Genomic DNA, 20,476 nt, shown 5'->3' with positions numbered 1-20,476 from the left:
ATGCACAGTCATGACCACGACCAGTCCGACGTCGACGGCCTGCGGACCAAACCGGTCCGGACGGAAAGCACGGACCCGGCGACGCTGTACCGGGCGGCGGCCGCCGGCCGGTCCGACGTCGTCGGATCCCGTGGCCTGCTGGCGCTGCAGCGCGCCGTCGGCAACAGCGGCGTCCGCGGGCTGGCGGAAGAGGAGCGGTCCCCGGTGCTCGACGTCGTCTCTTCCGGAGGCGGTCAGCCGCTGGAGGAGCCGGTGCGCGCCGACATGGAAGGCCGCCTGGGCCACAGCTTCTCCGACGTCCGCGTGCATACCGGGGAAGCGGCGCACAATTCTGCGTCCTCCGTGAACGCCCACGCCTACACGGTCGGCTCCAATATCGTGTTCCAGCGGGACAAATACGAACCCGGCTCGGACGGCGGCCGGACGATGCTCGCCCACGAACTCACGCATGTGGTCCAGCAGCGGAGCGGCCCGGTGGACGGGACAGCGACAGGCACCGGCGTTCGGGTCAGCGATCCCTCCGACCGTTTCGAACGCGAGGCAGCCGCGACGGCGGAGCGGGCCATGTCCGGGCCCGCCGCTCCGGCGGTGGCGCAGCGGATCGAGGCGGGGTCCGCCGTCGTCCAGCGCGATGCTGACGAGGACACTGCGCAGGGGAGTTTTGTTGCGGGCGCCGCTGTCCAACGCGAGGAGGAGGAACAGGAAGAAACTGCCCAGGGGACCTTCGTCGACGGGCAGGCCGTGCAGCGGGACGAGGCGGAAGAGGAAGAGCCGGGCTGATCCCGGCGGGAGCGGTCCATGGCGACGACCTTTCAGGGCGGACCGGGGAAGGTCCCGGCGCAACGCGCCGGGCCCGCCGCCGCGCGCCAGGCACGTGGGTCGCCGGCCATGCTCCAGGTGATGCAGCGCAGCGCCGGTAACGCCGCCGTTGCGGCTTACGTTCAACGGCTGGCCGAGAGCCCTGGCCCGGCCAAGCCCACAGGCCTGGCACCCAGCAGCGATCCGCGCTTTCTTGCCGTCACCACGAAGGTCGCTTCGCAGGGCAGGGCACTGCGTGGGCATCCGTCGCCCCGGGCCGAAGTCGAAAAGGTCAAGAATGCGGCGGTGCCCCCTGCGGGGGACAAGGAAGCTCAGGCCAAGGAAGCCCAGGCCGCAACGATGGCCGGGGCTAAACCTGCCGGCTTCGACAAGGCCGGTTTCATTGCCGCAGTGAAAGCGGCAATCGCGGCCCAGGCCCCCAAGACCCTCGAAGAGGCGGAGGAATTCGGCAACTCGGGGAAAGCGGAGTCGGTCAAGAACCAGGTGGCCGGCAAGGTCACCGACGGAAAGGCGGCCTCCGCGAAGGACATTGCGGACAAAACAGCGGCAGCGCCGGACCAGTCGAAGGCCGTGGACAAGCCCGTGACGCCGCTGGCCCCTGAGCCACAACCTGCCTCTGCCCGAGTCGATGCTGCAGCGGCCATGCCGGCTCCGGCCCCGCCCGCCCAGACCGACCTCAGCGGCGGCAAGCGTGATACCGAGGCGGCGATGGCCGAGGCGGACGTCTCCGAACAGCAGTTGGCCAACTCCAATGAGCCGGCATTCGTCGGGGCCCTGGCCGCAAAGAAGCAAGGTGAAGAGCATTCAGGGTCAGCACCTGCGGCCTTCAGGGAAAAGGAAGCCGCCCAGCTCGGTCAGGCCAAACAGGCGGCTCAGGGCGCAGGCGCCTCCGGGCTTGCGGGCATGCTCTCAGCCAAGAAGGGCGCGCTCGGCAAAGCCGCCGCCGGCAAGGGTGCCGCGAAGGCCAACGACGAGACAGAACGCGCCAAAGTGGCAGGCGAGGTTAAGGCGATCTTCGACGCAACGAAAAACGACGTCACCGCCATTTTGGGAAGTCTTGACGGGGCCGTCAACCAGCAGTTCTCGGAAGGCGAAAAGATTGTCCGTGCCGCCTTCACCGCCGACGTGAAAAAGCGAATGGCCGACTACAAGAACCGGCGCTACTCGGGGTTGGAGGGTGGCCTGCTCTGGGCCAAGGACAAGATCTTCAACCTGCCCAAGGAGGCGGACCAGGAGTACGTCGCCGCCCGGCTGAAATATGAAAGCGATATGGCCGCCCTCATCGGCCGTGTGGCCGACACCATCGGCATCAAGCTCACCGAGGCCAAGGACAGGATCGCGAAGGGCCGTACCGACATCAAGGCCTACGTGGACTCCAAGCCAAAGAACCTGCAAAAGGTCGCGCAGGCGGCGGCGTCGCAGTTTGCCGACCAGTTCGCCCAACTGGAAAGCGACGTCGACGCGAAGAAGGACGCCCTGGTTGAGGACCTCGCAGCGAAGTACGTCGAATCCAAGACGGCCGTTGATGCGGAGATCACGGCGATGCAGGATGAAAACAAGGGCCTGTGGGATGAGGCGAAGGACGCCGTAGGTGGGGCAATCAAGACCGTCCTGCAGCTCAAGGACATGCTGCTGACTGTCCTTGCCCGGGCAGCCAGCGCCGTCGGAAAGATCATCAAGGACCCCATCGGCTTCCTGGGCAACTTCGTCAACGCCGTCAAAGGCGGAATCGTCCAGTTTGGACAAAACATTGTTGAACACCTCAAGAAGGGCCTGCAGGGATGGCTCCTGGGTGCCCTGGCCGAAGGCGGCCTCGAACTGCCCGGGAAATTCGACCTCAAGGGCATTGTCCAGCTTCTGATGTCCATCTTCGGGATGACGTGGGCGCACATCCGGGCGCGGATCGTTGCCAAGATCGGCGAGCCGGTGATGGGCAAGCTGGAGAAAGGCTTCGAGGTGATCAGGATCCTGGTCACCGAAGGGATTGGCGGCCTGTGGAAGTGGGTGCTGGAAAAAGTCGGCGACATCAAGGAAATGATCATGGGGAAGATCAAGGAGATGGTCTCGATTGAGATCGTCAAGGCCGGAATTGTCTGGCTGATCTCCCTGCTGAACCCGGCGTCGGCCTTTGTGAAGGCCTGCAAGATGATCTACGACGTCGTCATGTTCTTTGTGGAGAAGGCAGACCAGATCAAGGCATTCGTCGACTCGATCCTCGATTCGGTGGAGTCGATAGCGGCGGGCGGCGTGGGCGCCGTTGCGGGGTACATCGAGAAGACGCTCGCAAAGATGCTTCCTGTCATCATCGGTTTCCTGGCCTCCCTCCTGGGACTGGGCGGGATTTCGGGCAAGATCCAGAAAATTCTCGAGACTGTGAAGAAGCCGGTCAACGCAGTCGTCGACTGGGTGGTGGGCAAGGCCGTGAAGTTCGGCAAGGGCATCCTGAAGAAAATCGCCAATTCCAAGCTCGGTAAGAAGGTCCGCGCCGGGGTCGCAAAGGCGAAAGCGAAAGTGAAGCAGGCAAAGGAATACGGAAAGAAGAAACTCCAGCAGGGCAAAGCGTGGGTCAAAGGGAAGGTCGAGGCCGGCAAGAAGTGGATCAAAGGGAAGGTCGAGGCCGGCAAGAAGTGGATCAAAGGCAAGGTCGAAAAGGGGAAGAAGCTTGCCAGCGAGACCGGCGCCAAAGCCGGCGAATTTGTGGAGAAGATGAAGAAGAAGCTTTTGGCCATTGTCTTCAAGAAGAATTTCACTGCCGCCGGCGAAAAACACAGTGTCTTCACCGAGAAGGGCCGGCCCGAACAACTGTGGGTCGCTTCCGAGCGCAAACTAGTGAGCGCGTTACGCCAACCCGACATCAAGGAACTGATCGTCAAATACGGCAATCTCGTCAAGAGTTTTCAGACCAGGATCGCAAGCCTGCCGGCGAATGCATCGAAGCCGGTGGTCGACCAACTGGCCAAGGACATGCCGCTCGAAGCCACGCTCATCATCGGCCGCATCGTGGTGCTGGTGGCGAAGGAGTTCAACCAGGAGAGGGCACCGGCGCAGCTGGGCAATGTCGCCCTCCACAGCTCCCAGCCCGATCCCAGGCCAGGCAAGGGGCGGCTGAGGAAGACCTGGTCCGAACACGTCATCCCCCGGTACCTTGTGACCAAGTTCTTCATGATGCTGGGAAAGAAAGGCATCACCGACTCCGAATACAACAAGATGACAACTGTCCTGACCTACAAGACCGCCAGCAGGATCAAGGACCATGGTGCAGGCGACCTGCAGATGCTCGCGGTCCTCAGGAACAACCTGCCCGAAGGAGGCCGGGGGATCAAGAACACGCCCGAGCAAATCGCCGACATCAATCAATCCTGGGACATTCTGTCCGCGAATGCCCTCGGCCGGTCGGTGGCTGCCGTGGCCGGCGACTATCGCATGTTCAAGGACGTGCGAAAGGTCGACGATGAGGACGAGCCGCCGGCGCCTGACCAGGGCAGGATCCAGTCGGCAGCCGCGGCGCAGAAGGCGGAGATCCTCGCACTCGCGTCCAAACGGGGGATCATCTAGGCCTGCCCTTTGGTACAGCTGCCCCTTCGTGCACCCCACCTTTCCCGTCAGCGGATCCAGATAGCCGTGACGCCCACTCCTCCCCGCGGGACCCTTGAACCACGTTTTGGGTTCAACGAGGAGACACAATGCCAAGCTATCTTTCCCCAGGTGTGTACGTAAAAGAGGTTGAAGCGGGCACTCGTCCCATCGAGGGCGTAGGCACAGCAGTGGCTGCTTTCGTCGGGCTCGCTTTGAAGGGTCCGGTGAACGAGCCAACTCTTGTGTCCAACTGGACCAAGTTCACCGAGAAATTCGGGGACTTCATCCCGGGTTCGTATCTCGCCCACGCCGTCTACGGCTACTTCCTCAACGGCGGCGGGAACTGCTACGTGGTGCGCATCGGCGCCAACGGAACGCAGGAAGACAAACCCAGGCAGGCACCGAAAGCTGTGACCGCTGCTCCGATGGCGGAACTGGGCGGCTACCGCGTCACCGCCAAATCCGCGGCAGCCAACCCCAAACCCGTGACCGTCGAAATCGCTGATCCGGGCGGCGAGAACGCCCCCGAAGACCAGTTCAAGATCGTCATCACCGCAGAGGGCAAAGCACCGGAGGTCTGGGACAACGTCACCACCAAGCGCGGCGCCAACAATGTTGCCACCAAGGTCAGCGCCGAATCGAAGGTGGTCACCATCGAGGAAGTCGCCACCGGCGGCGCCGTCGTGAAGCCGGACAAGGGCACCATCCAGCTGGTAGCCCCCGAGCCTGAGGCCGAGCCGCCCACCACCGAGGCGCTCAACGCAAACGACTACGTCGGCGATGCTGGGGACCGCACAGGGTTCAGCGGCCTGCAAGCCGTCGACGACGTCACCATGGTTGCCGTGCCGGACCTGATGGCCGCCCTGGAACAGGGATCGATTGATGCGGAAACGGTCAAGGCCGTCCAGAGCGCCGTCATCGCCCACTGCGAACTGATGGGGGACCGGGTCGCCATCATCGACCCTCCACCCAACCTCAACGCCCAGGGAATCAAGAACTGGCGGATGGACGGCGGCGGCTTCGACTCGAAATTCGCCGCGCTCTACTGGCCCTGGGTGAAGGTCTTCGACCCCAGCACTGGCACAAACCGGTTCATCCCGCCGTCGGGTCACATGGCCGGCGTGTGGGCCCGCAACGACGACACCCGCGGCGTCCACAAGGCCCCGGCCAACGAGGTGATCCGCGGTGTCACGAGCCTGGAGACCCAGATCACCAAAACCGAACAGGAACTGCTGAACCCGGTCGGCGTCAACTGCCTCCGCGCCTTCCCCGGCCGCGGCATCCGGGTCTGGGGAGCGCGTACCATGTCCAGCGACGCCGAATGGCGCTACCTGAACGTCCGCCGCCTCTTCAACTATTTGGAGGAGTCCATCCTGCAGGGCACCCAGTGGGCGGTCTTCGAACCGAACGATCCGGCCCTGTGGGCGCGCATCCGCCGCACCATCAGCGCCTTCCTGACCAACGAATGGCGCAAGGGGGCGCTCTTCGGCGTCACCCCCGAGCAGGCTTTCTTCGTCAAATGCGATGCGGAGACCAACCCGGCCGAAGGTATTGACCTGGGCCAGGTGGTCTGCCAGATCGGTGTTGCTCCGGTGAAGCCGGCCGAGTTCGTCATTTTCCAGTTGTCCCAGTTCTCCGGCGGCACCAGCCTCGTGAGTGAGTAATCCCAGTTCAAAAGGAGCAAGACCATGGCGCTCGGCGATTTTGACAACTCATCAGCGAATGGATTCACGGTCACCATTGACGGCATCGAAGTGCCGAGGGTGATCGAGGTGAGCGGCCTCAAGTCCGAGGTCGACAAGATCGAACTGAAACAGCAGACCAAGGACGGCAAGTATGTCGTCCGGCAACTCATAGGCCGGCCCAAGGCGGGGGAGCTGACCGTCACGCGGGGTCTGACGCAAAGCAAAACCATCACGGACTGGCTCAAGACCGTCATGGAGGGCGACGTCGCCGGGGCACGCAAGACTGCCGCCGTCGCACTGCTTGACTACAAGGGCGACACGCTGAAGACCTACAACTTCGTCAACTGCTGGGTGAAGAGCGTTGAACTGAATGCCCTGAAGGCCGGCGCCACGGAGCAGGCCACCGAAAAGTTCGTCATCTGCTACGACGAATCCACTGTCTCATGATGCAGCGGACCCATGGCGTCGCGGTGCTGCCGGAGCCGGATGTGTCCGGGGCTTCGGCCGACCGGACGGCGGAGAACGGGCGCCAGCCGCTCCGCACCGAGTTCGGCTTCGAGCTGCCCCGCGGCTACGTGGACCAGGACGGGACCGTCCACAAATCCGGTGTCATGCGGCTCGCGACCGCGCGGGACGAGCTGCTGCCGCTCTATGACGCCCGGGTCCAGGAGAACGCCGCCTATACGACGGTGGTCCTGCTGGGCAGGGTGATCACCTCCCTCGGCACTCTCGGAGCCGTCACCTCGGCCGTCGTCGAGAACATGTTCGCCTCCGACGTCGCCTTCCTCCAGGACTTCTACCGGCGGATCAACGCCGAGGGCCATACCCGGATCGCGGTCTCCTGCCCGGAATGCTCCCACCGGTTCACCGCCGACCTCGCCGGTGGCCGCCTGGGGGAATCATGACGTACGCGCCGGACCGGATCTATGAGGAGGTGTCGTACGTGGCCTATCACTTCCATTGGCCCCTCGATGACATCCTGGACCTGGAACACGCGCAGCGGCTTCGCTATGTCCGTGAGATCGCGGCCATCAACACCCGCCTCAGCCAGGAGCGCTGAACCATGCGGTGGCCGTGGCAGCGGGACCGGCCCGAGCATCCGCCCGGTGAGGCACCGCGCGAGCCGGCAGCACCGACGGCCGCAGCCGATCGGGTTCCGCCCGCCGGCTGGGCCTTCCTGCCGCCACTGCAACGCACCATCGGGAGCGTTCAGCTGACCTCTGATCCCGGACGGTTCGCCGGGGCGCTCTCCTCCTGGGGTGATCCGTCCTTCACCGGCCGTATGTCCCATCTGGTCAGCGCGCAGGCGCCGCCGGGTGTGATCGACGTCGACGGCGGCGGCCCGGTGCCAGCTGCCGCCGAGTACCCGTCGGGGTCCGGGGAGATGACGCTGCTTCCGCCGCCGGCGCCTCGGGTCCGTCCGACGCCGGCTGGGTACGGCGGCGTGCCCGCAACGGCACAGCGCTCCACGTCCGACGGCGGCTCCCCGGACGGTGTGTCCCTCGACGGCGGCTCCCCGCACGGGCGTTCCCTGCTGGCCGCGGATCCAACGACCTTCCCGGTGCTGCACGTTGACCCGAGTCCGCTTCAGCGCTCTGACTCAGGCCCGGACGCCGACCCCATGACACTGACCCGGTCACTTCCGGACACCGAAGTAACCGGGCCAGCGGCCTCCCTCCCAGGATCTGAGACGTCTGCGCCAACCCCGGCACCCGAAGCCTTTTGGTCGAGGCTGCCCGGCGAGTCCAGCCCGCCCCGGCTTGAGGACAGCAGTACCTCCGACAGGGGTGCCACCTATGTTCAGATACCGTCGCCACCGGCCGTCCAGCGGACCTCGTCCGGGCCGGACAGCACGCCGTCATTCGGGCAGGTCCCGCGTCGCGCCAGGCTCGGCCTGGGCATGCCGCTGTCCTTCTCCGAGCCGGGTCCCGAACTGACAGCCGCTACGGAACCCACTCCCGGTCATTTTCCCGAGCCCTTTCCTTTGCCGGTGCAGCGGGCGTTGGCACCCGATCTTCCCGCCCCGCCCACACCGCACCCGGCGGTTTACGGCGGCAAGAATGACGGCCTGGAGACAGTCCCTCCAGGCACCGAAGCCGGCACCGCGCAAGAGGCATCGGGCGGGCAAGCAACATCCGAGCAAGCAACGGCCATAGCCGGCACGGATGATCCGGCGAGCCTTGATCGCCCTGCGGAGCAGCTTGCCTCGGCTCAGGACTTGTTCCCCGAGGCTGAGCTCGGGTCCGAGGCCGCAGCAGCGGTTTCGGAACCATCAGAGGACGAGACCGCGCCGCTACTGTCAGTTGCAGGGCCGGCTGGAACCCTTGAACCTGCCGGCCGCAGCCACGCCGGTGAGGGTGGTCTAGCACTGCAGACCACCGGGACAGGGCCAGCTCTGCCGATCGTCTCCCGCCTCAGCGTCGACGACTCGCCGACTGACGACGGCGAAGTTGGCCGCGGTCCGGACGTCGGTGAGGCACACCTCGGGGAACAAACGGATACCGGCTCAGTGGCGGAGCCTCACGGGCGCCCACTTGTGGAACGCTTAGTGGCACATCCGGGCGACGTCCCACCCAACGACCTTCGGGTCGTCGAGGCCGGTCGCCCGCCCACGCCCGGCCCTAACGCGGTCGGGGTAGATGGAGCCGCGCAAACCGCTAACCCTCTGCTGCAGCACAGCCCGGAACCTCACAGCAGCCCTCCACTGCAGCGCAATTTCGCGGACACTGCCCCGGCCGCGAGTGGGGACCCGGTGGAGGACCACGCTTCCCCTGCAGGCTTGTCATTGCGGCCGCACATGCTTGTCGGTAGCAGATCCGCAGACGGCCCGCGTGGCAGCGCCCAAGCCGACGCCGGGAAGCCCGAGGCCCCTACCCCGTCCATTCCGTCGTCCGTTGCCGAAGTCCAGCGTGCCCATGATTCGGAGAACCCTCTGCAAGCCCGGGAAATCCCCACCTCGGTGGGACCGGTTGTCCTGCGGGTCGTGGACAGTGCGGCGGGGGAGTCATTTCCGGAGACGTGGCAGCGGCTGGCATCGATGCCGGTGGTGGCGCCGATCCCGACGCGCGACTCAGTCTCACGGCCGGCCATGGGGCCGCAACAGGAACGTTCTGCCGCCCGAATGGCGTGGTCCGGGCTCGGCGACACGGGCGTCGCCGCAGGGCCAGGCTCAACCGAGTCCGACGCCGGCTTCACCTCGGGCGACCGCGCGCCCGCTCCGGACGCGGAGGTTGTTGCCATCTTCGACGTGGCGACGGGTGCGTCACCGGCTCCGAGCGTGGCCGTCGGAAAGGCCATTCAGCGGACGATTGCACTGCCGGGCAACGGCACTGCGGAAACTTCCGCGTGGCCAGCGTCAGGGCCCTTGGCCCGCACGGCCACGGGCACCGCGATGCCGGACCCAACACCCACCGGACCCAGGACGCCGTCGGTCAGCCTGCAACGCTCAGGTGCCTCCATCACCGCCGTTCCGGAAACGACGCGGTCGACGGATTCGCCCTGGGCCCCGGAATCCGGATTCGCAATGCCGGCCCCGGCCGTATTCCTCGCCGGGCCGGCGGCGACAGTCACCGAGTCCCGCCCGGCGATCTCACGACCGCTGACCCTGGGCCTGGCCGCCGCCGCGTCCGCGGACCGCGGGCATAACCAGAATGTCCTGCAGCGGGACGCCGAGATCCCTCCGCCGGACTCTGCAACGGCGGTACCGGCTCCGGTGATACCGCCAACGTCCGCACCGGAAGGGGCGGATGGCGGTGCGGCTGTTCAGGGGGCGGAGCCGGTAACAGCCGGGCCGGGGCTACCGGGACAGGCCTCGGCGGGAGCCGCCCCGGCGGGAGCAACGGCCGCCGGAAACGCTGCCCAGGCGAGCCCGGAACAGCTGGAAGAACTTGCCAAGCGGCTCGCCGGGCCGCTGATTCGACGTATCAAGGCCGAAATGCTGCTTGACCGCGAGCGCCGCGGTCTGCGGACCGACGCGAACTGAGGAAGATCATGCTCGAGGATGTGGATACTGCCGTAAGTGTCCGGTTCCACGTAGCGCTGGACAACATGGAACTGGGGACGTTCAGCACCTGCGAAGGCCTTGGCTGCGAAGTGGTGATCGAATCCCGGGAGGAGGGTGGTAACAACTCCTTCATCTGGCAACTCCCCACCCGGCTCAAATATCCCAACATCACCTTGACCAGGCCGCTGGGACGGGACACCGAAAAGATCGCCAAGTGGTTCGCGGACATGGCCACCGGGTACACGCGCTGCACGGGGATCATCGAGGCGATGACGGGCAGCGGCCGGAAAATCGCGGGCTGGGAACTGTACGACGTCGTTCCCGTGCGGTGGAAGGGGCCATCGCTCAACCCGGACCAGCCGAAGGTCATCATGGAGACGCTCGAAATCGCCCATCACGGCTTCGTTTCGAAGATGCGCTAGCGCGGAGGAGTTTGGACATGACCACCAGTGCGGTAGCGGCCAGGGCATCCGGTGCAGCGGGAGCTGCCCCGGCTGCCGGGCCGGCTGCGGCGGCCTCCAGCGCCGGCGCTTCATCCAGCCCCGGCGGCGAGGGGGCGCTGAAACTCTCGCACGCGTACCTGGAATTGTATGAACCGTCCAAGGACGGCTCCCTGGACAAGGCGGGCCCGCAGATCGGGCGCATCGAATTCCAGTTCAACCCCAAGGAGTTGAGCATGGGCAAGACGGCATCCTGGACGCGCCAGACCGCCAAGGCCAACCAGAAGGCCGGACCCCCGCAATACAACGGCCCCATGCCCTCCAAACTGACCCTCGAGATGTTCTTCGACGCCTCGGGAAAGCAGGATGATGCCGTGGTCCAGCGCGTGGACAAGTTATTTGCCTGCTGCGTGCCCACCGATGCCTCCCTGAAGCAGAACAAGGGATCGCCGCCCTGGGTGCTTTTCCGCTGGGGCGAGCTGACGGGCTTCCTTGCCTACGTGGCCAGTGTGCAGGTGAAGTACACGCTGTTCACAGCCGCCGGGCTTCCCGTCCGGGCCACCTGCACGGTCACGCTGGAAGAGATAGCGGGGAGCCCGCCGAAGCAGAACCCGACGTCGGGCGGCCTGGTGCCGCGCCGCGTGCATGTCCTGATTGAAGGAGACACCCTCGCCGGCATCGCCTACAACGAATACGGGAACGCGTCCCTCTGGCGAGCGGTTGCGGCCGCGAACCGGATCGATGATCCCCTGCGGCTGCGGCCCGGCACCTCTGTGCTGCTGCCGGCAGTCAGCGAGCTGCCGTCCGCGGCGCTGCTGGGGGCCCCTGCCGGTGGGAGGGAGGTGCTGCGTGGCGCACGGTGAAGAATTCAGCAACATGCTGCTGGTGGAAGTTGCCGGCCAGCCGCTTCCGCCGGACATCGCCGCACGGCTCGTATCCGGCTACGTAGATGACAGCAGCAATGTGCCCGACCTGTTTCTGCTTCGCTTCAGCGATGAGCACTCAACAGTCCTGGACAAGGCAGGAATCAGCATCGGCGTGCCGGTCAAGCTGCTCGTGCAGCAGAGCGGTCCCGGCGGGCCGTCCCCCCTGCTGTCCGGGGAAGTTACGGCCCTCGAAACGGAAATGGACCACGACGGCCTGTATACGATTGTCCGCGGCCTGGACCATTCACACCGCCTGTTCCGCGGGCGCCGCGTTGAGGCCTATCTGCAGAGCACCGCCGCGGACATCGCCCGCAAGGTGGCCCAGCGGGCCGGCATCAAGGCGGGCAGGATCGACGCCAAAGGCCCCGTGCTGCAGCACGTCGCACAGGACGGCATCAGTGACTGGGACTTCCTGCACCGGCTGGCGGTGGAGGCCGGCGTGTTCCTGACCGTGTCCGAGGGCGCGCTGCACTTCACGGCCTCCACCGATGCCGCGACCGCACCGGCGGACACCGGCGGGGCGAGAAACGAACCCCTGGTCCTCCAGCGCGGTGTGAACCTCGTGTCCCTGCGCGGAACGGTGACGTCGGCGGACCAGGTGCCTGATGTGGAGGTCAGGGGATGGGACGTCGCGGCGAAGCGGGCGATTGTCGCCGTCGCGCCGGCAAAAACCCTCAGCGCCAAGCTGCCCGACGTGGAGCCCGCGGCCCTGGCCAAGACGTTCACCAGCCCGCGTTACGTTGCCCCCGCAACGGCCTTCGAGCAGGCCGCGCAGTGCAACGCGGCGGCCGCCGCCCTCGCCTCGCACCTGAGCGGGGCCTTCGCGGAGCTGGAAGGTGTCGCCCGCGGAAATCCCAAGCTGCGGGCCGGCACCGCGGTGTCGCTGAAGGGTGCCGGAAAGCCCTTCGATGGCAGGTACACCTTGAGCTCATCCCGGCACGATTTCAGCCCGCACAGCGGCTACCTCACCACGTTCGTCGTGAGCCACGAGTCTGAGCGGTCGATGTATGGAGTCGCGGCCGGCGCGAGCGGAAAAGCGGCCGCGCTCCCGGGCATCGTGAATGCCGTGGTGACGGCGGCTAAGGATCCGGAGAACCAGGGGAGGGTCAAGGTGAAGTTTCCGGTCCTCTCGGACAACTACGAGAGCTGGTGGGCCCGCACCGTCCAAGCGGGCGCGGGGGCCTCACGGGGCGCCGTCGTCCTCCCGGAGGTCGGGGACGAGGTCCTCGTCGCCTTCGGGCACGGCAGCTTCCAGCAGCCGTTTGTCCTTGGCGGGCTCTACAACGGCAAGGACAAGCCGGACAAACCGTGGGCGGACCACATCGGCGGCACCGACGGCGCCGTCCAACGGCGCGCCTTTGTCTCCCGGACGGGGATGCTGGTCGAGTTCCTGGAATCGCCCGACGGCGAACAGCTCACCGTGAGCAGCAACGGCGGCAAGCAGAAGATCTCCCTGGTCCAGAAGCCCGACGCAGGGATCGAGATTTTTTCCGAAGGCCCCTTAAAGGTCACTGCCCAGAAGGACGTTTCGGTGACAACGACGACGGGGGAAGTCGCCATCAAGGGCAAGAAAGTAACGGTGGAGGCGACCGCCGGCTTGGAGTTGAAGGGCGCCACCGTGAAAATCACGGGCGGCGCCTCGGCCGAACTCAAGGCACCGAGCGTCAAAGTGTCCGGAGACGCGACGGCTGAGCTCTCCGGCGGTGCGACAACCACGGTCAAGGGTGGGCTGGTGCGGATCAACTGAGTCCGAACCGGACTCCGAACCCTGAGTCCGGACCGGAGTCCCAATCCGGAGGGCAGTCCGGCTGGCGAGAGGAGGAACTGGCATGGGACAGGAGTTCATTGGTGCCGGGTGGGCGTTTCCGTTGCGCACCGACCGGACCGGCAGCATTGCGCTGGTTCGCGACCAGCGCGAAATCGAGGAGAGCATCCATCTCATCCTGGCGACTTCCCCTGGGGAAAGGCCCATGCGCCCGGAATTCGGTTGCGCCGTCCACGATTACGTCTTTGCGCCGGCGGACGCGGCAACGGCCGGCGACATCGCGTACGCGGTCCGCGTGGCCCTCGATCGCTGGGAACCGCGGATCGACGTCGAGAACGTGCTGGTGCATTTCGACGGCGCCGAAGACGGAGTGTTGCTCATCGATGTGCAGTACACCATCAGAGGCACCAACGACCCGCGAAACCTGGTCTTCCCCTTCTACATCATCCCGCGCAACGGAGAGGAGGGTGCTTCCTGATGCTCCCATCACCAAATCTCGATGACCGCCGCTTCCAGGACCTGGTGGACGACGCCAAACGCATGGTGGCGCATTACTGCCCGGAGTGGACGGACCACAACGTCTCCGATCCGGGCGTCACCCTGATCGAATCGTTCGCTTTCATGGTCGATCAACTGTTTTACCGGCTGAACCGGGTACCGGACCGCCTCTACGTCGCATTCCTGGAGCTCCTCGGCGTCACCCTGCATCCGCCGACGGCCGCTTCCGTAGACCTGTTGATGTGGTTGTCAGCGCCCCAGCCGGACACCGTCGTGATTCCAAAGGGCACCGAGGTCTCGACCCGGCGCACCGAAGATGACGAGGCGGTGGTCTTCGCCACGACGAGGGAACTGACCGTGCCGCCCCGGCGGCTGGATTACGTCATGACGCAGGGGCGCGGGGGCGTCCCAGTGCCGCATTCCGAGGCTTTGCAGGGGGACGGGGACTTCGCCTGCTTCGGCACGCCGCCCCTGCCGGGGGAGGTGCTGCTCCTCGGTCTGAACGATCAGGCGCCTTCGTGTGCGGTGGCCCTGCGTTTTGAGTGCGAGGTCCGGGGCGTGGGCGTCAACCCCCGCAATCCGCCGCTGGTCTGGGAGGCCTGGGACGGCGCCGGGTGGGCAGCATGCGAGCTCGACAGCGACGGGACCGGCGGGCTCAACCGGCCAGGCGACGTCGTCATCCACGTCCCGCACACCCACGCGGCGTCACTGCTTGGGGGAGTCCGCGCCGGCTGGCTGCGATGCCGCGTAGTGGACCCGACGGACGGGTACCCGCCTTACAGCGCTTCCCCCACCGTGCGTTCCGCACAGGGATTCACGATCGGCGGGTCCGTTCCGGCCGTCCACGCCGAGACCATCACCGATGAGGTCATCGGGATGTCCGAAGGCGTCCCGGGCCAGTCGTTCGAATTGGGGCGGCACCCCGTAGTGCCGGGCGGCGAGCCGTTCGTGGTTGAGATCGCATCCGGCTCCGGCTGGGATGCCTGGACGGAGGTGGACTCGTTCGCGGGGTGCGGTGCGAAGGACCGCGTCATTGCGATCGACCGTACGGCGGGCATCGTCCACTTTCCCCCGGCAGTGCGGGAGCCCGACGGCTCCCTGCGCCATTACGGTGCCGTGCCGCCGGTCGGCAGCCCCGTGAGGATCCCGCAGTACCGTACGGGCGGGGGCCCGACCGGCAATGTTGCTGCCCGGGCCCTGTCGGTGCTTCGGTCCAGCATCCCCTTTGTCAACAGTGTGGAGAATCGCCGTGCCGCCCAAGGCGGGGTGGCTCCCGAAACAATAGAACAGGCCAAGCTTCGGGGGCCGCTTGCCTTAAGGACCCGTGACCGGGCGATTACCGCCGAAGACTACGAGCAACTGGCGAAGCGCGCCGCCCCGGACATTGCCCGGGTCCGGTGCATCCCGGCCGGCGGTCCGGACGAAGCTGGCGGAGTCAGGGTGCTGGTGGTTCCTGCGGCCGTCCCAAACCGCGATCGGCGGCTGACGTTTGAGGACTTGGTGCCGGACGAGGAGACCCTCTCAGAGGTCGCATCGTATCTCGATGCACGCCGTCCGGTGGGCACCAGGGTCGTGGTGGAACCGCCCTACTACCGCGGGGTGACCGTCGTCGCCCAGCTCACTGCGCGCCCTCGGATGTCGCGGGAGACGCTGAAGCGCGACGCACTGCGGGCCCTCTACGAGTATTTTGACCCGATCAGCGGAGGCCCGGATGGAGGAGGATGGCCGTTCGGCCGTCCCGTGCAGGCCGGCGAAGTGCATGCGGTGCTTCAACAGCTGGCCGGAACCGAAATCGTCGACGAGGTGCTGGTGTTCGCTGCCGATCCCGTCACCGGCCGGCGGGGTGAGCCGCTGCAACGGGTTGAACTGGAACGGAATGCGTTGGTGTTCTCCTTTGACCACCGTGTTCGGGTGTCGGAAGGGGCCTGAGATGCGTGGCATGGTGAAGGGTCTGCCCAGCGCGGTGCCGCTGGGCGCCGGACTGCCGGCCGTCCTGCAGGAGGATGCTTTCCTCCAGAGGTTTCTGCTGGCCTTCGACGATGCCCTGGCCCCGGTATTCACAACCCTTGATGGTCTTGACGCCTACCTGAATCCCCGCTTGGCCCCCGAAGATTTCCTGAACTGGCTCGCCGAGTGGGTGGGCGTGCGCCTGGACGAGTCCTGGACCACGGCACGGCGCCGCGACGTGGTGGCGCATGCAGCCGCGATCCACCGGCGCCGCGGCACCCTCCCCGGCGTCGCCGACGCCGTCAGGCTCGCCGTGGGAGGGGTCGTGGACGTCGAGGTTGAAGACAACGGGGGCGTCGTGTGGTCCTCCACACCTGGGGCGGAACTGCCCGGCCGGGCGGCCGCGATGCTGCACGTACGGGTGTACGCCGCGGCGCGGGAGGACGTCAACCTCCGTCGCCTGGAAGGCATCATCAATGCCGTGAAACCCGCGCATGTTCCCCACACCCTGGAGATCGTGCCGACAGTAGCCCCTGAGGCTGACGATTCCTGAGGAGGCCGTGATGCTGATCTGTGGAGACTGCAATGCCCGCAACAACGACGGCGAGCAATTCTGCAGCAACTGCGGTGCCTATCTGGTCTGGCAGCAGACGCCCGCCGAGGCGGAGGAAAAGCGCCCGACGCGGACGACGGGGTCGGGCACGGGACGAAGCCCGGAGGTGACAACGGCGCAGCTTCCGATAGTTTACGGCCCGCCAGGGACGCCGGCCCGTGGACCGTCGGTCACCGGGTCCGGGGACCGTCAGAGCCCGGTCCAGCCGGACGGCCCGACGCCGGGGCCCCCTATCACGGGCAGGGCCCGAGTGTCCGCGCCCGGCAGCTTCGGGGCCACGGCGACTGCGAACGCTCAGCCCCACGGCGAAGTACTGGAAGAGCGCCAGCCCCGTCAGGCGGCCGGCCGCCCTCCCCGCGAGCCTGAGCCACACCCGCGGCGCGATGAAGCTCCGCGGTCTCCCGGCGGACTCACCTGCCGTCGGTGCGGCGCGGACAACAAGCCGGAAGGGAGCTTCTGCCGACAGTGCGGGGCCAGCCTCAAGGAAGCCGTCGTTGTACCCGTTCCGCCGTGGTGGCGGCAACTCCTGGGCCGCAGCAAGCCTGCCGCACTGCCGGCGGGAACCCGGCCCCAGTGGCGTAAACAGAAGAGATTTCCCGCCGGGGCGGTCTCGGTCCTCACGGTGCTGGGGCTTTTTGGCGGCGTCGCCTACCTGGGCCGTCACGTGATTACCGCCGCCGTGATGCGCGCCGTGGACGAAATCTGGGAGAAACCAGTTTCTGCCCGGACCATGAAGGCTCTGAACTTCGCACCGGGACGGGAACCGGAACTGGCGCTCGACGGCTCCGCTGTCCGCTCCTGGGCCTCGAACGGCGCGGACGATGCGGGCGTTGCCTATCTCGAGGCAGACTTCGACACGCCGTTCCGCCTGACGTATGTGATCATTAACGGCGGCGCCTCCAGCGTGAAGCAGGACTTCGACAAGGAACGGCGGCCGGCCAAGGTGGAGATCATCGCCGCCCGGGACGATGGAAGCCGGTCCTCCCTGACGGTTGACCTAAGCGATGTGTCCGCACCTCAAAACTTCTACTTTGGGGCGGACCAGATCACCACCGTGAGGCTCAATATCCTGGAATCGAAGGGTCCGGCGGGGGCACGCGTGTCTGTAGCGGAGGTCCAGTTCGCCGGCCGGTAGCGATGCCCGACGCCTGGCCTAAAGGCTCAGCCGGGCCTAAAGGCCCAGATGAAGCTGGTACCCCCAAGGAGTTGAGGATGAGCTCGTAACGCCTTTGCGCGCGTTCCGCGGCGGCCGGATCGCCGAGACGGCGGAATGTCTCGACCAGGGTCCGCCAGGATTCGTCCCGCCAGGGATCGATCTCGACACTCCGGGTCGCGGCGGCGGCCGCATTGGCAGGGTTCCCCAAAACGAGTTCAAGACCGGCAAGCGACGCCGCAGCTTCGGCGGCCCGCAGGCGGTACCTCTCCCGGGTGTCGGCAACCCACTCCGCCGGCCCGTCTTCCGGGAGCACCTCACCGGTATACAGCTCGAGGGCGCGGCGGAGCTCTTCGGCGGCGCTGGGGTGGTCTCCCACGGACCGTGCCCGCGAGGCAGCATGCAGGGTCTGGTCAAAATCCGCCAGATCGAAGGCCGATCCGCTGGCGAGCACGAGGGCATAGGCCTCACCCTGCCGAACGAGGAGCTGCTGGCCCTCCGCCTGGCACCCGGTCTGGAGGGCACCGCGAAGACTGGATACGCTCACCTGCAGGGCATGGAGTGCTGCGGGGGTGTCCAAGTCTGCCCACAGGATGCCCGCAAGCCGTTCCCGGTGCACCGGCCGGCCGGCGTTGAGTGAGAGGATCCGGAGCACGGTCCTGGCCTGGGGCCGCACTCTGGACAGATCCACGGCGGCCCCGTCGTTGCGGAGCGTGAATCCGCCGAAGCAGCCCACCTGCAGGGATGGCTGGGGCGCACCGGCCACTACCTCCACGGCGGTGCCACCCGGGGTCCGGCCGGCAGAATCCGCAGGGCCGATTGCCGAAACTTGCGTCAGGGCGCGTTGGCTCGCCCGGGCGCGCGGTTCGGGTGCTATCCATGTCCATGGACGGCACATCAAGCCCGCAGAGGCACCGGTTTCGCGGGCCGCACACATAAGTTCGCCATGGTGCTCCGGCCACTGCAGTGCCATAGCGGCGTAGGCGACCGCATGCGCTCCGGGCACTCCCGCCGCCCGGGCAAATGCTTCCGCAGTTCGCGCCTCCTCAGCGGCTCCCGGCAGGTCAAGCGTGGCACTGACCAGCGCCTGTGCCGACTGTGCCCAGGCTTCCAGTGCGCCAGCATCGAGCCTGCGGAAACGCCCTGCCAGTGCCTCGAACCCCCGCACGTCAGGGCGACCCGCCCGCAACCGCATCAGGGCAGCGGCGGCAGCGACGAGCGCCGCACCCCACTCGTCACCTCGCTGCTGGCAGCTGTCGACGATGGAGCGGACGGACTCCTGGCAACTGGAGGTTCCGGAGAGCGCGGCTTGGACTCCCCGGGCCAGGCGCGCCAGCCATGTGAATCCGCGCCGTTCAGCCTGCCGCTGCACGGCGTCCACTTCCGCGGCAGGAGCGTCCAGGTCCCAAGCAGATGTTTCCGGCCCAAAAACGGCAAGCGCAAGCTGGGCCGCCAGTGCGGGCCCCGGTTCGTCGGCGAGCCGCCCGGTACACTGCCGCAGTCGATCGAGGGCAGAGCGTTGATCACCGCCGAGGAGAAAGGACAAACCCTGCGCCAGCAATTCCTGCGGCCGGTAGGGGACGCGCATGGACCGGGCCGCTCTGCCGGGGTTCCCACGGGCCGCTTCCCGCAGGCTGCCGGCCGGACCCGGGCCCTCGACACCTGCGTTCCCGCCCCATCGCGCGGCCGTCAGCTGAAGGTCCAGGGCCAGTGCCAGCCACTCGGGATCGCTCGTCAGTGCCGGGACCTCCGCAGCGGTCCTGTGGGCGGCTGCCAGGCAACCGTCGTCGAGCAACTGCCGCGCCGCGGCGACGGCATACCCGGCATCCTCCCGCAGCAGCGGGGCAGGAATCAGGGCTGCCCATCCGCACGCCCCAGGCTGCACCGCATTTTTCCGCGCCCTTTGCAGAAGGTTGCGCACCTTGCCCCAGTCCTTGCCTTGGGCCAGCACGCCCAACGCCGGTCCGAAGGCGCCTTCCCGTTCGAGGATCGTGGCTGTGCGCTCCAGGGTGCCGCCGTCCCGGTCTGCGTGCCGCGCGTCAACGGTGGCGACGAGGTACTGCCGAAGCAATTCCGGGACCCGCAGCGTAGCGCCGTCGTCCTCTCTCGAAAGTACTCCGAGCTGCTCAAGGCGGTGCAGCAGCGGCCGGCTGTCGCTGCCCTCAAGAAGTGCGTCGCAACGGGAGGGTGTCAGCACGTCGAAAAGGCAGCTGCGGCGCAGCAGCAGTTCCATGTCCTCGGAGACTCCGGCCAGGAAATGGTGTGTCAGGTAATCCTGGACATGGCGGGACGCCGGGCCGAAGGACTCCGCTGCCCGCCGCCGTTCAACGGAGGATCGGTTCTTTGTCGCGAGGTGGAAGAGGTGCAGCGCCGCGGCCCATCCGTCCGTCCTCAGGGTCAGGTTCAGGGCGCCTGCGGAAGTCAGTGGTTGTTTGTAAGTGGTCCGGAAGAGCTGGTCGACTTCGCTGGGGCGAAAGCGCAAGTCGTCCCCGCAAACAGTCACTGCAGCAGGCAGCTCCGACCTGGCCAAATTGAAGAATGGGGGGCGGCGGCTGCCCACCAGGAAGTACACCAGCGGTGAGTTGAGTGTGAGAAGTCGCTCGAGCTCCGACTCCGCGGAGGTGTGGGCCAGGGCATGCAGATCATCCACGACGAAGACGAGCGGCTCGTCCAGCCGCCGGGCCAAGAGCTCCAGCTCAGGAAAAGTGCGGGGAAATTCCTCATCGAGGGCCGAGGCCAGGGCGCTGGCGAATCGTGCCAGCATCCGGCCCGGCTTTGAGTCACCCGGACTCGATCGGTACCACGCCACGGTGGTGGACCGCCGCGCCGCCCAGTGCGCCAGGAGAGTGGTTTTCCCGGTGCCAGGCGGTGCAATCACGAGCCCAAGCCGCGTGTTGGACGTGCCTTCACCGGCGGGGATCAGTCGGGGCCGCACGAGGCCGGTGATTTCCGGCCCCATGCAATCCCCGTGCTGTGTGGCTGTCATGCCGTCCCTGCTTCCCAGAAGGATCGGGTCCCCAGCGTGGCTTACAGTGTAGGGCTCCTGTGCCT

At 66.7% G+C, this 20,476-nt stretch carries 15 protein-coding genes; 14 read left to right on the top strand and 1 reads right to left on the bottom strand.

The window, feature by feature from the left end; genetic code table 11:
• The 14 genes from QFZ69_RS10150 to QFZ69_RS10085 all read left to right on the top strand — a co-directional run bounded on the left by QFZ69_RS10150 (position 1) and on the right by QFZ69_RS10085 (position 17,407).
• Positions 1–780 (top strand): DUF4157 domain-containing protein, encoded by a 780-nt coding sequence (locus QFZ69_RS10150; RefSeq protein WP_306917810.1) that lies wholly within the window; start codon positions 1–3, stop codon positions 778–780.
• Positions 781–798: 18 nt separating this feature from the next.
• A complete protein-coding gene (locus QFZ69_RS10145) occupies positions 799–4,374 on the top strand; it encodes a hypothetical protein (protein WP_306917808.1) in 3,576 nt (1,191 codons plus the stop codon).
• Positions 4,375–4,619: 245 nt separating this feature from the next.
• Positions 4,620–6,059 (top strand): phage tail sheath subtilisin-like domain-containing protein, encoded by a 1,440-nt coding sequence (locus QFZ69_RS10140; protein WP_307000087.1) that lies wholly within the window; start codon positions 4,620–4,622, stop codon positions 6,057–6,059.
• A gap of 24 nt (positions 6,060–6,083) precedes the next feature.
• A complete protein-coding gene (locus QFZ69_RS10135) occupies positions 6,084–6,527 on the top strand; it encodes a phage tail protein (protein ID WP_306917804.1) in 444 nt (147 codons plus the stop codon).
• Positions 6,524–6,985 carry a hypothetical protein gene (locus QFZ69_RS10130; protein ID WP_306917801.1) on the top strand — a complete coding sequence of 154 codons (462 nt, stop codon included), beginning with the start codon at positions 6,524–6,526 and terminating at the stop codon, positions 6,983–6,985. The genes QFZ69_RS10135 and QFZ69_RS10130 overlap by 4 nt, the downstream gene beginning before the upstream one ends.
• A complete protein-coding gene (locus tag QFZ69_RS10125) occupies positions 6,982–7,140 on the top strand; it encodes a DUF6760 family protein (protein ID WP_306917799.1) in 159 nt (52 codons plus the stop codon). The genes QFZ69_RS10130 and QFZ69_RS10125 overlap by 4 nt, the downstream gene beginning before the upstream one ends.
• 3 nt (positions 7,141–7,143) lie before the next feature.
• Positions 7,144–10,062 carry a hypothetical protein gene (locus QFZ69_RS10120; protein ID WP_306917797.1) on the top strand — a complete coding sequence of 973 codons (2,919 nt, stop codon included), beginning with the start codon at positions 7,144–7,146 and terminating at the stop codon, positions 10,060–10,062.
• Positions 10,063–10,070: 8 nt separating this feature from the next.
• Complete coding sequence (locus QFZ69_RS10115) at positions 10,071–10,505, top strand: phage tail protein (RefSeq protein WP_306917795.1); 435 nt, start codon at positions 10,071–10,073, stop codon at positions 10,503–10,505.
• Between the two features lie 17 nt (positions 10,506–10,522).
• The gene (locus QFZ69_RS10110; protein WP_306917793.1) at positions 10,523–11,386 is read left to right on the top strand and encodes a peptidase M23; all 864 of its coding nucleotides are present in this window, start codon (positions 10,523–10,525) and stop codon (positions 11,384–11,386) included.
• A complete protein-coding gene (locus QFZ69_RS10105; RefSeq protein ID WP_306917791.1) occupies positions 11,373–13,196 on the top strand; it encodes a VgrG-related protein in 1,824 nt (607 codons plus the stop codon). Before QFZ69_RS10110 ends, QFZ69_RS10105 begins: the two co-directional genes overlap by 14 nt.
• An 82-nt stretch (positions 13,197–13,278) precedes the next feature.
• On the top strand, positions 13,279–13,692 hold the full coding sequence (locus tag QFZ69_RS10100; RefSeq protein WP_306917789.1) for a GPW/gp25 family protein: 414 nt from the start codon (positions 13,279–13,281) through the stop codon (positions 13,690–13,692).
• The gene (locus QFZ69_RS10095; protein ID WP_306917787.1) at positions 13,692–15,641 is read left to right on the top strand and encodes a putative baseplate assembly protein; all 1,950 of its coding nucleotides are present in this window, start codon (positions 13,692–13,694) and stop codon (positions 15,639–15,641) included. Before QFZ69_RS10100 ends, QFZ69_RS10095 begins: the two co-directional genes overlap by 1 nt.
• A 1-nt stretch (position 15,642) precedes the next feature.
• Entirely contained in the window at positions 15,643–16,212 is a 570-nt protein-coding gene (locus QFZ69_RS10090) for a phage tail protein I (RefSeq protein ID WP_306917785.1), read from the top strand.
• Positions 16,213–16,222: 10 nt separating this feature from the next.
• Complete coding sequence (locus tag QFZ69_RS10085) at positions 16,223–17,407, top strand: hypothetical protein (RefSeq protein ID WP_306917784.1); 1,185 nt, start codon at positions 16,223–16,225, stop codon at positions 17,405–17,407.
• On the opposite strand, the gene QFZ69_RS10080 is transcribed toward QFZ69_RS10085, so the two are convergent.
• Positions 17,334–20,411 carry a BTAD domain-containing putative transcriptional regulator gene (locus tag QFZ69_RS10080; protein ID WP_306917783.1) on the bottom strand — a complete coding sequence of 1,026 codons (3,078 nt, stop codon included), beginning with the start codon at positions 20,409–20,411 and terminating at the stop codon, positions 17,334–17,336. The two genes, QFZ69_RS10085 and QFZ69_RS10080, sit on opposite strands and share 74 nt — an antisense overlap.
• Positions 20,412–20,476 lie beyond the last annotated feature (65 nt).

The sequence above is a fragment of the Arthrobacter sp. V1I7 genome, from assembly GCF_030817015.1.
Lineage (GTDB): Bacteria > Actinomycetota > Actinomycetes > Actinomycetales > Micrococcaceae > Arthrobacter.
This window is presented reverse-complemented; position numbering and strand designations above follow the sequence as displayed.

What these genes read in the sequence shown, in the direction of transcription:
- QFZ69_RS10130 (WP_306917801.1), top strand. Translation starts at nt 6,524, where the DNA reads ATGATGCAGCGGACCCATGGCGTCGCGGTGCTGCCGGAGCCGGATGTG.
- QFZ69_RS10120 (WP_306917797.1), top strand. Translation starts at nt 7,144, where the DNA reads ATGCGGTGGCCGTGGCAGCGGGACCGGCCCGAGCATCCGCCCGGTGAG.
- QFZ69_RS10145 (WP_306917808.1), top strand. Translation starts at nt 799, where the DNA reads ATGGCGACGACCTTTCAGGGCGGACCGGGGAAGGTCCCGGCGCAACGC.
- QFZ69_RS10135 (WP_306917804.1), top strand. Translation starts at nt 6,084, where the DNA reads ATGGCGCTCGGCGATTTTGACAACTCATCAGCGAATGGATTCACGGTC.
- QFZ69_RS10115 (WP_306917795.1), top strand. Translation starts at nt 10,071, where the DNA reads ATGCTCGAGGATGTGGATACTGCCGTAAGTGTCCGGTTCCACGTAGCG.
- QFZ69_RS10090 (WP_306917785.1), top strand. Translation starts at nt 15,643, where the DNA reads ATGCGTGGCATGGTGAAGGGTCTGCCCAGCGCGGTGCCGCTGGGCGCC.
- QFZ69_RS10100 (WP_306917789.1), top strand. Translation starts at nt 13,279, where the DNA reads ATGGGACAGGAGTTCATTGGTGCCGGGTGGGCGTTTCCGTTGCGCACC.
- QFZ69_RS10095 (WP_306917787.1), top strand. Translation starts at nt 13,692, where the DNA reads ATGCTCCCATCACCAAATCTCGATGACCGCCGCTTCCAGGACCTGGTG.
- QFZ69_RS10085 (WP_306917784.1), top strand. Translation starts at nt 16,223, where the DNA reads ATGCTGATCTGTGGAGACTGCAATGCCCGCAACAACGACGGCGAGCAA.
- QFZ69_RS10110 (WP_306917793.1), top strand. Translation starts at nt 10,523, where the DNA reads ATGACCACCAGTGCGGTAGCGGCCAGGGCATCCGGTGCAGCGGGAGCT.
- QFZ69_RS10150 (WP_306917810.1), top strand. Translation starts at nt 1, where the DNA reads ATGCACAGTCATGACCACGACCAGTCCGACGTCGACGGCCTGCGGACC.
- QFZ69_RS10080 (WP_306917783.1), bottom strand. Translation starts at nt 20,411, where the DNA reads ATGACAGCCACACAGCACGGGGATTGCATGGGGCCGGAAATCACCGGC.
- QFZ69_RS10125 (WP_306917799.1), top strand. Translation starts at nt 6,982, where the DNA reads ATGACGTACGCGCCGGACCGGATCTATGAGGAGGTGTCGTACGTGGCC.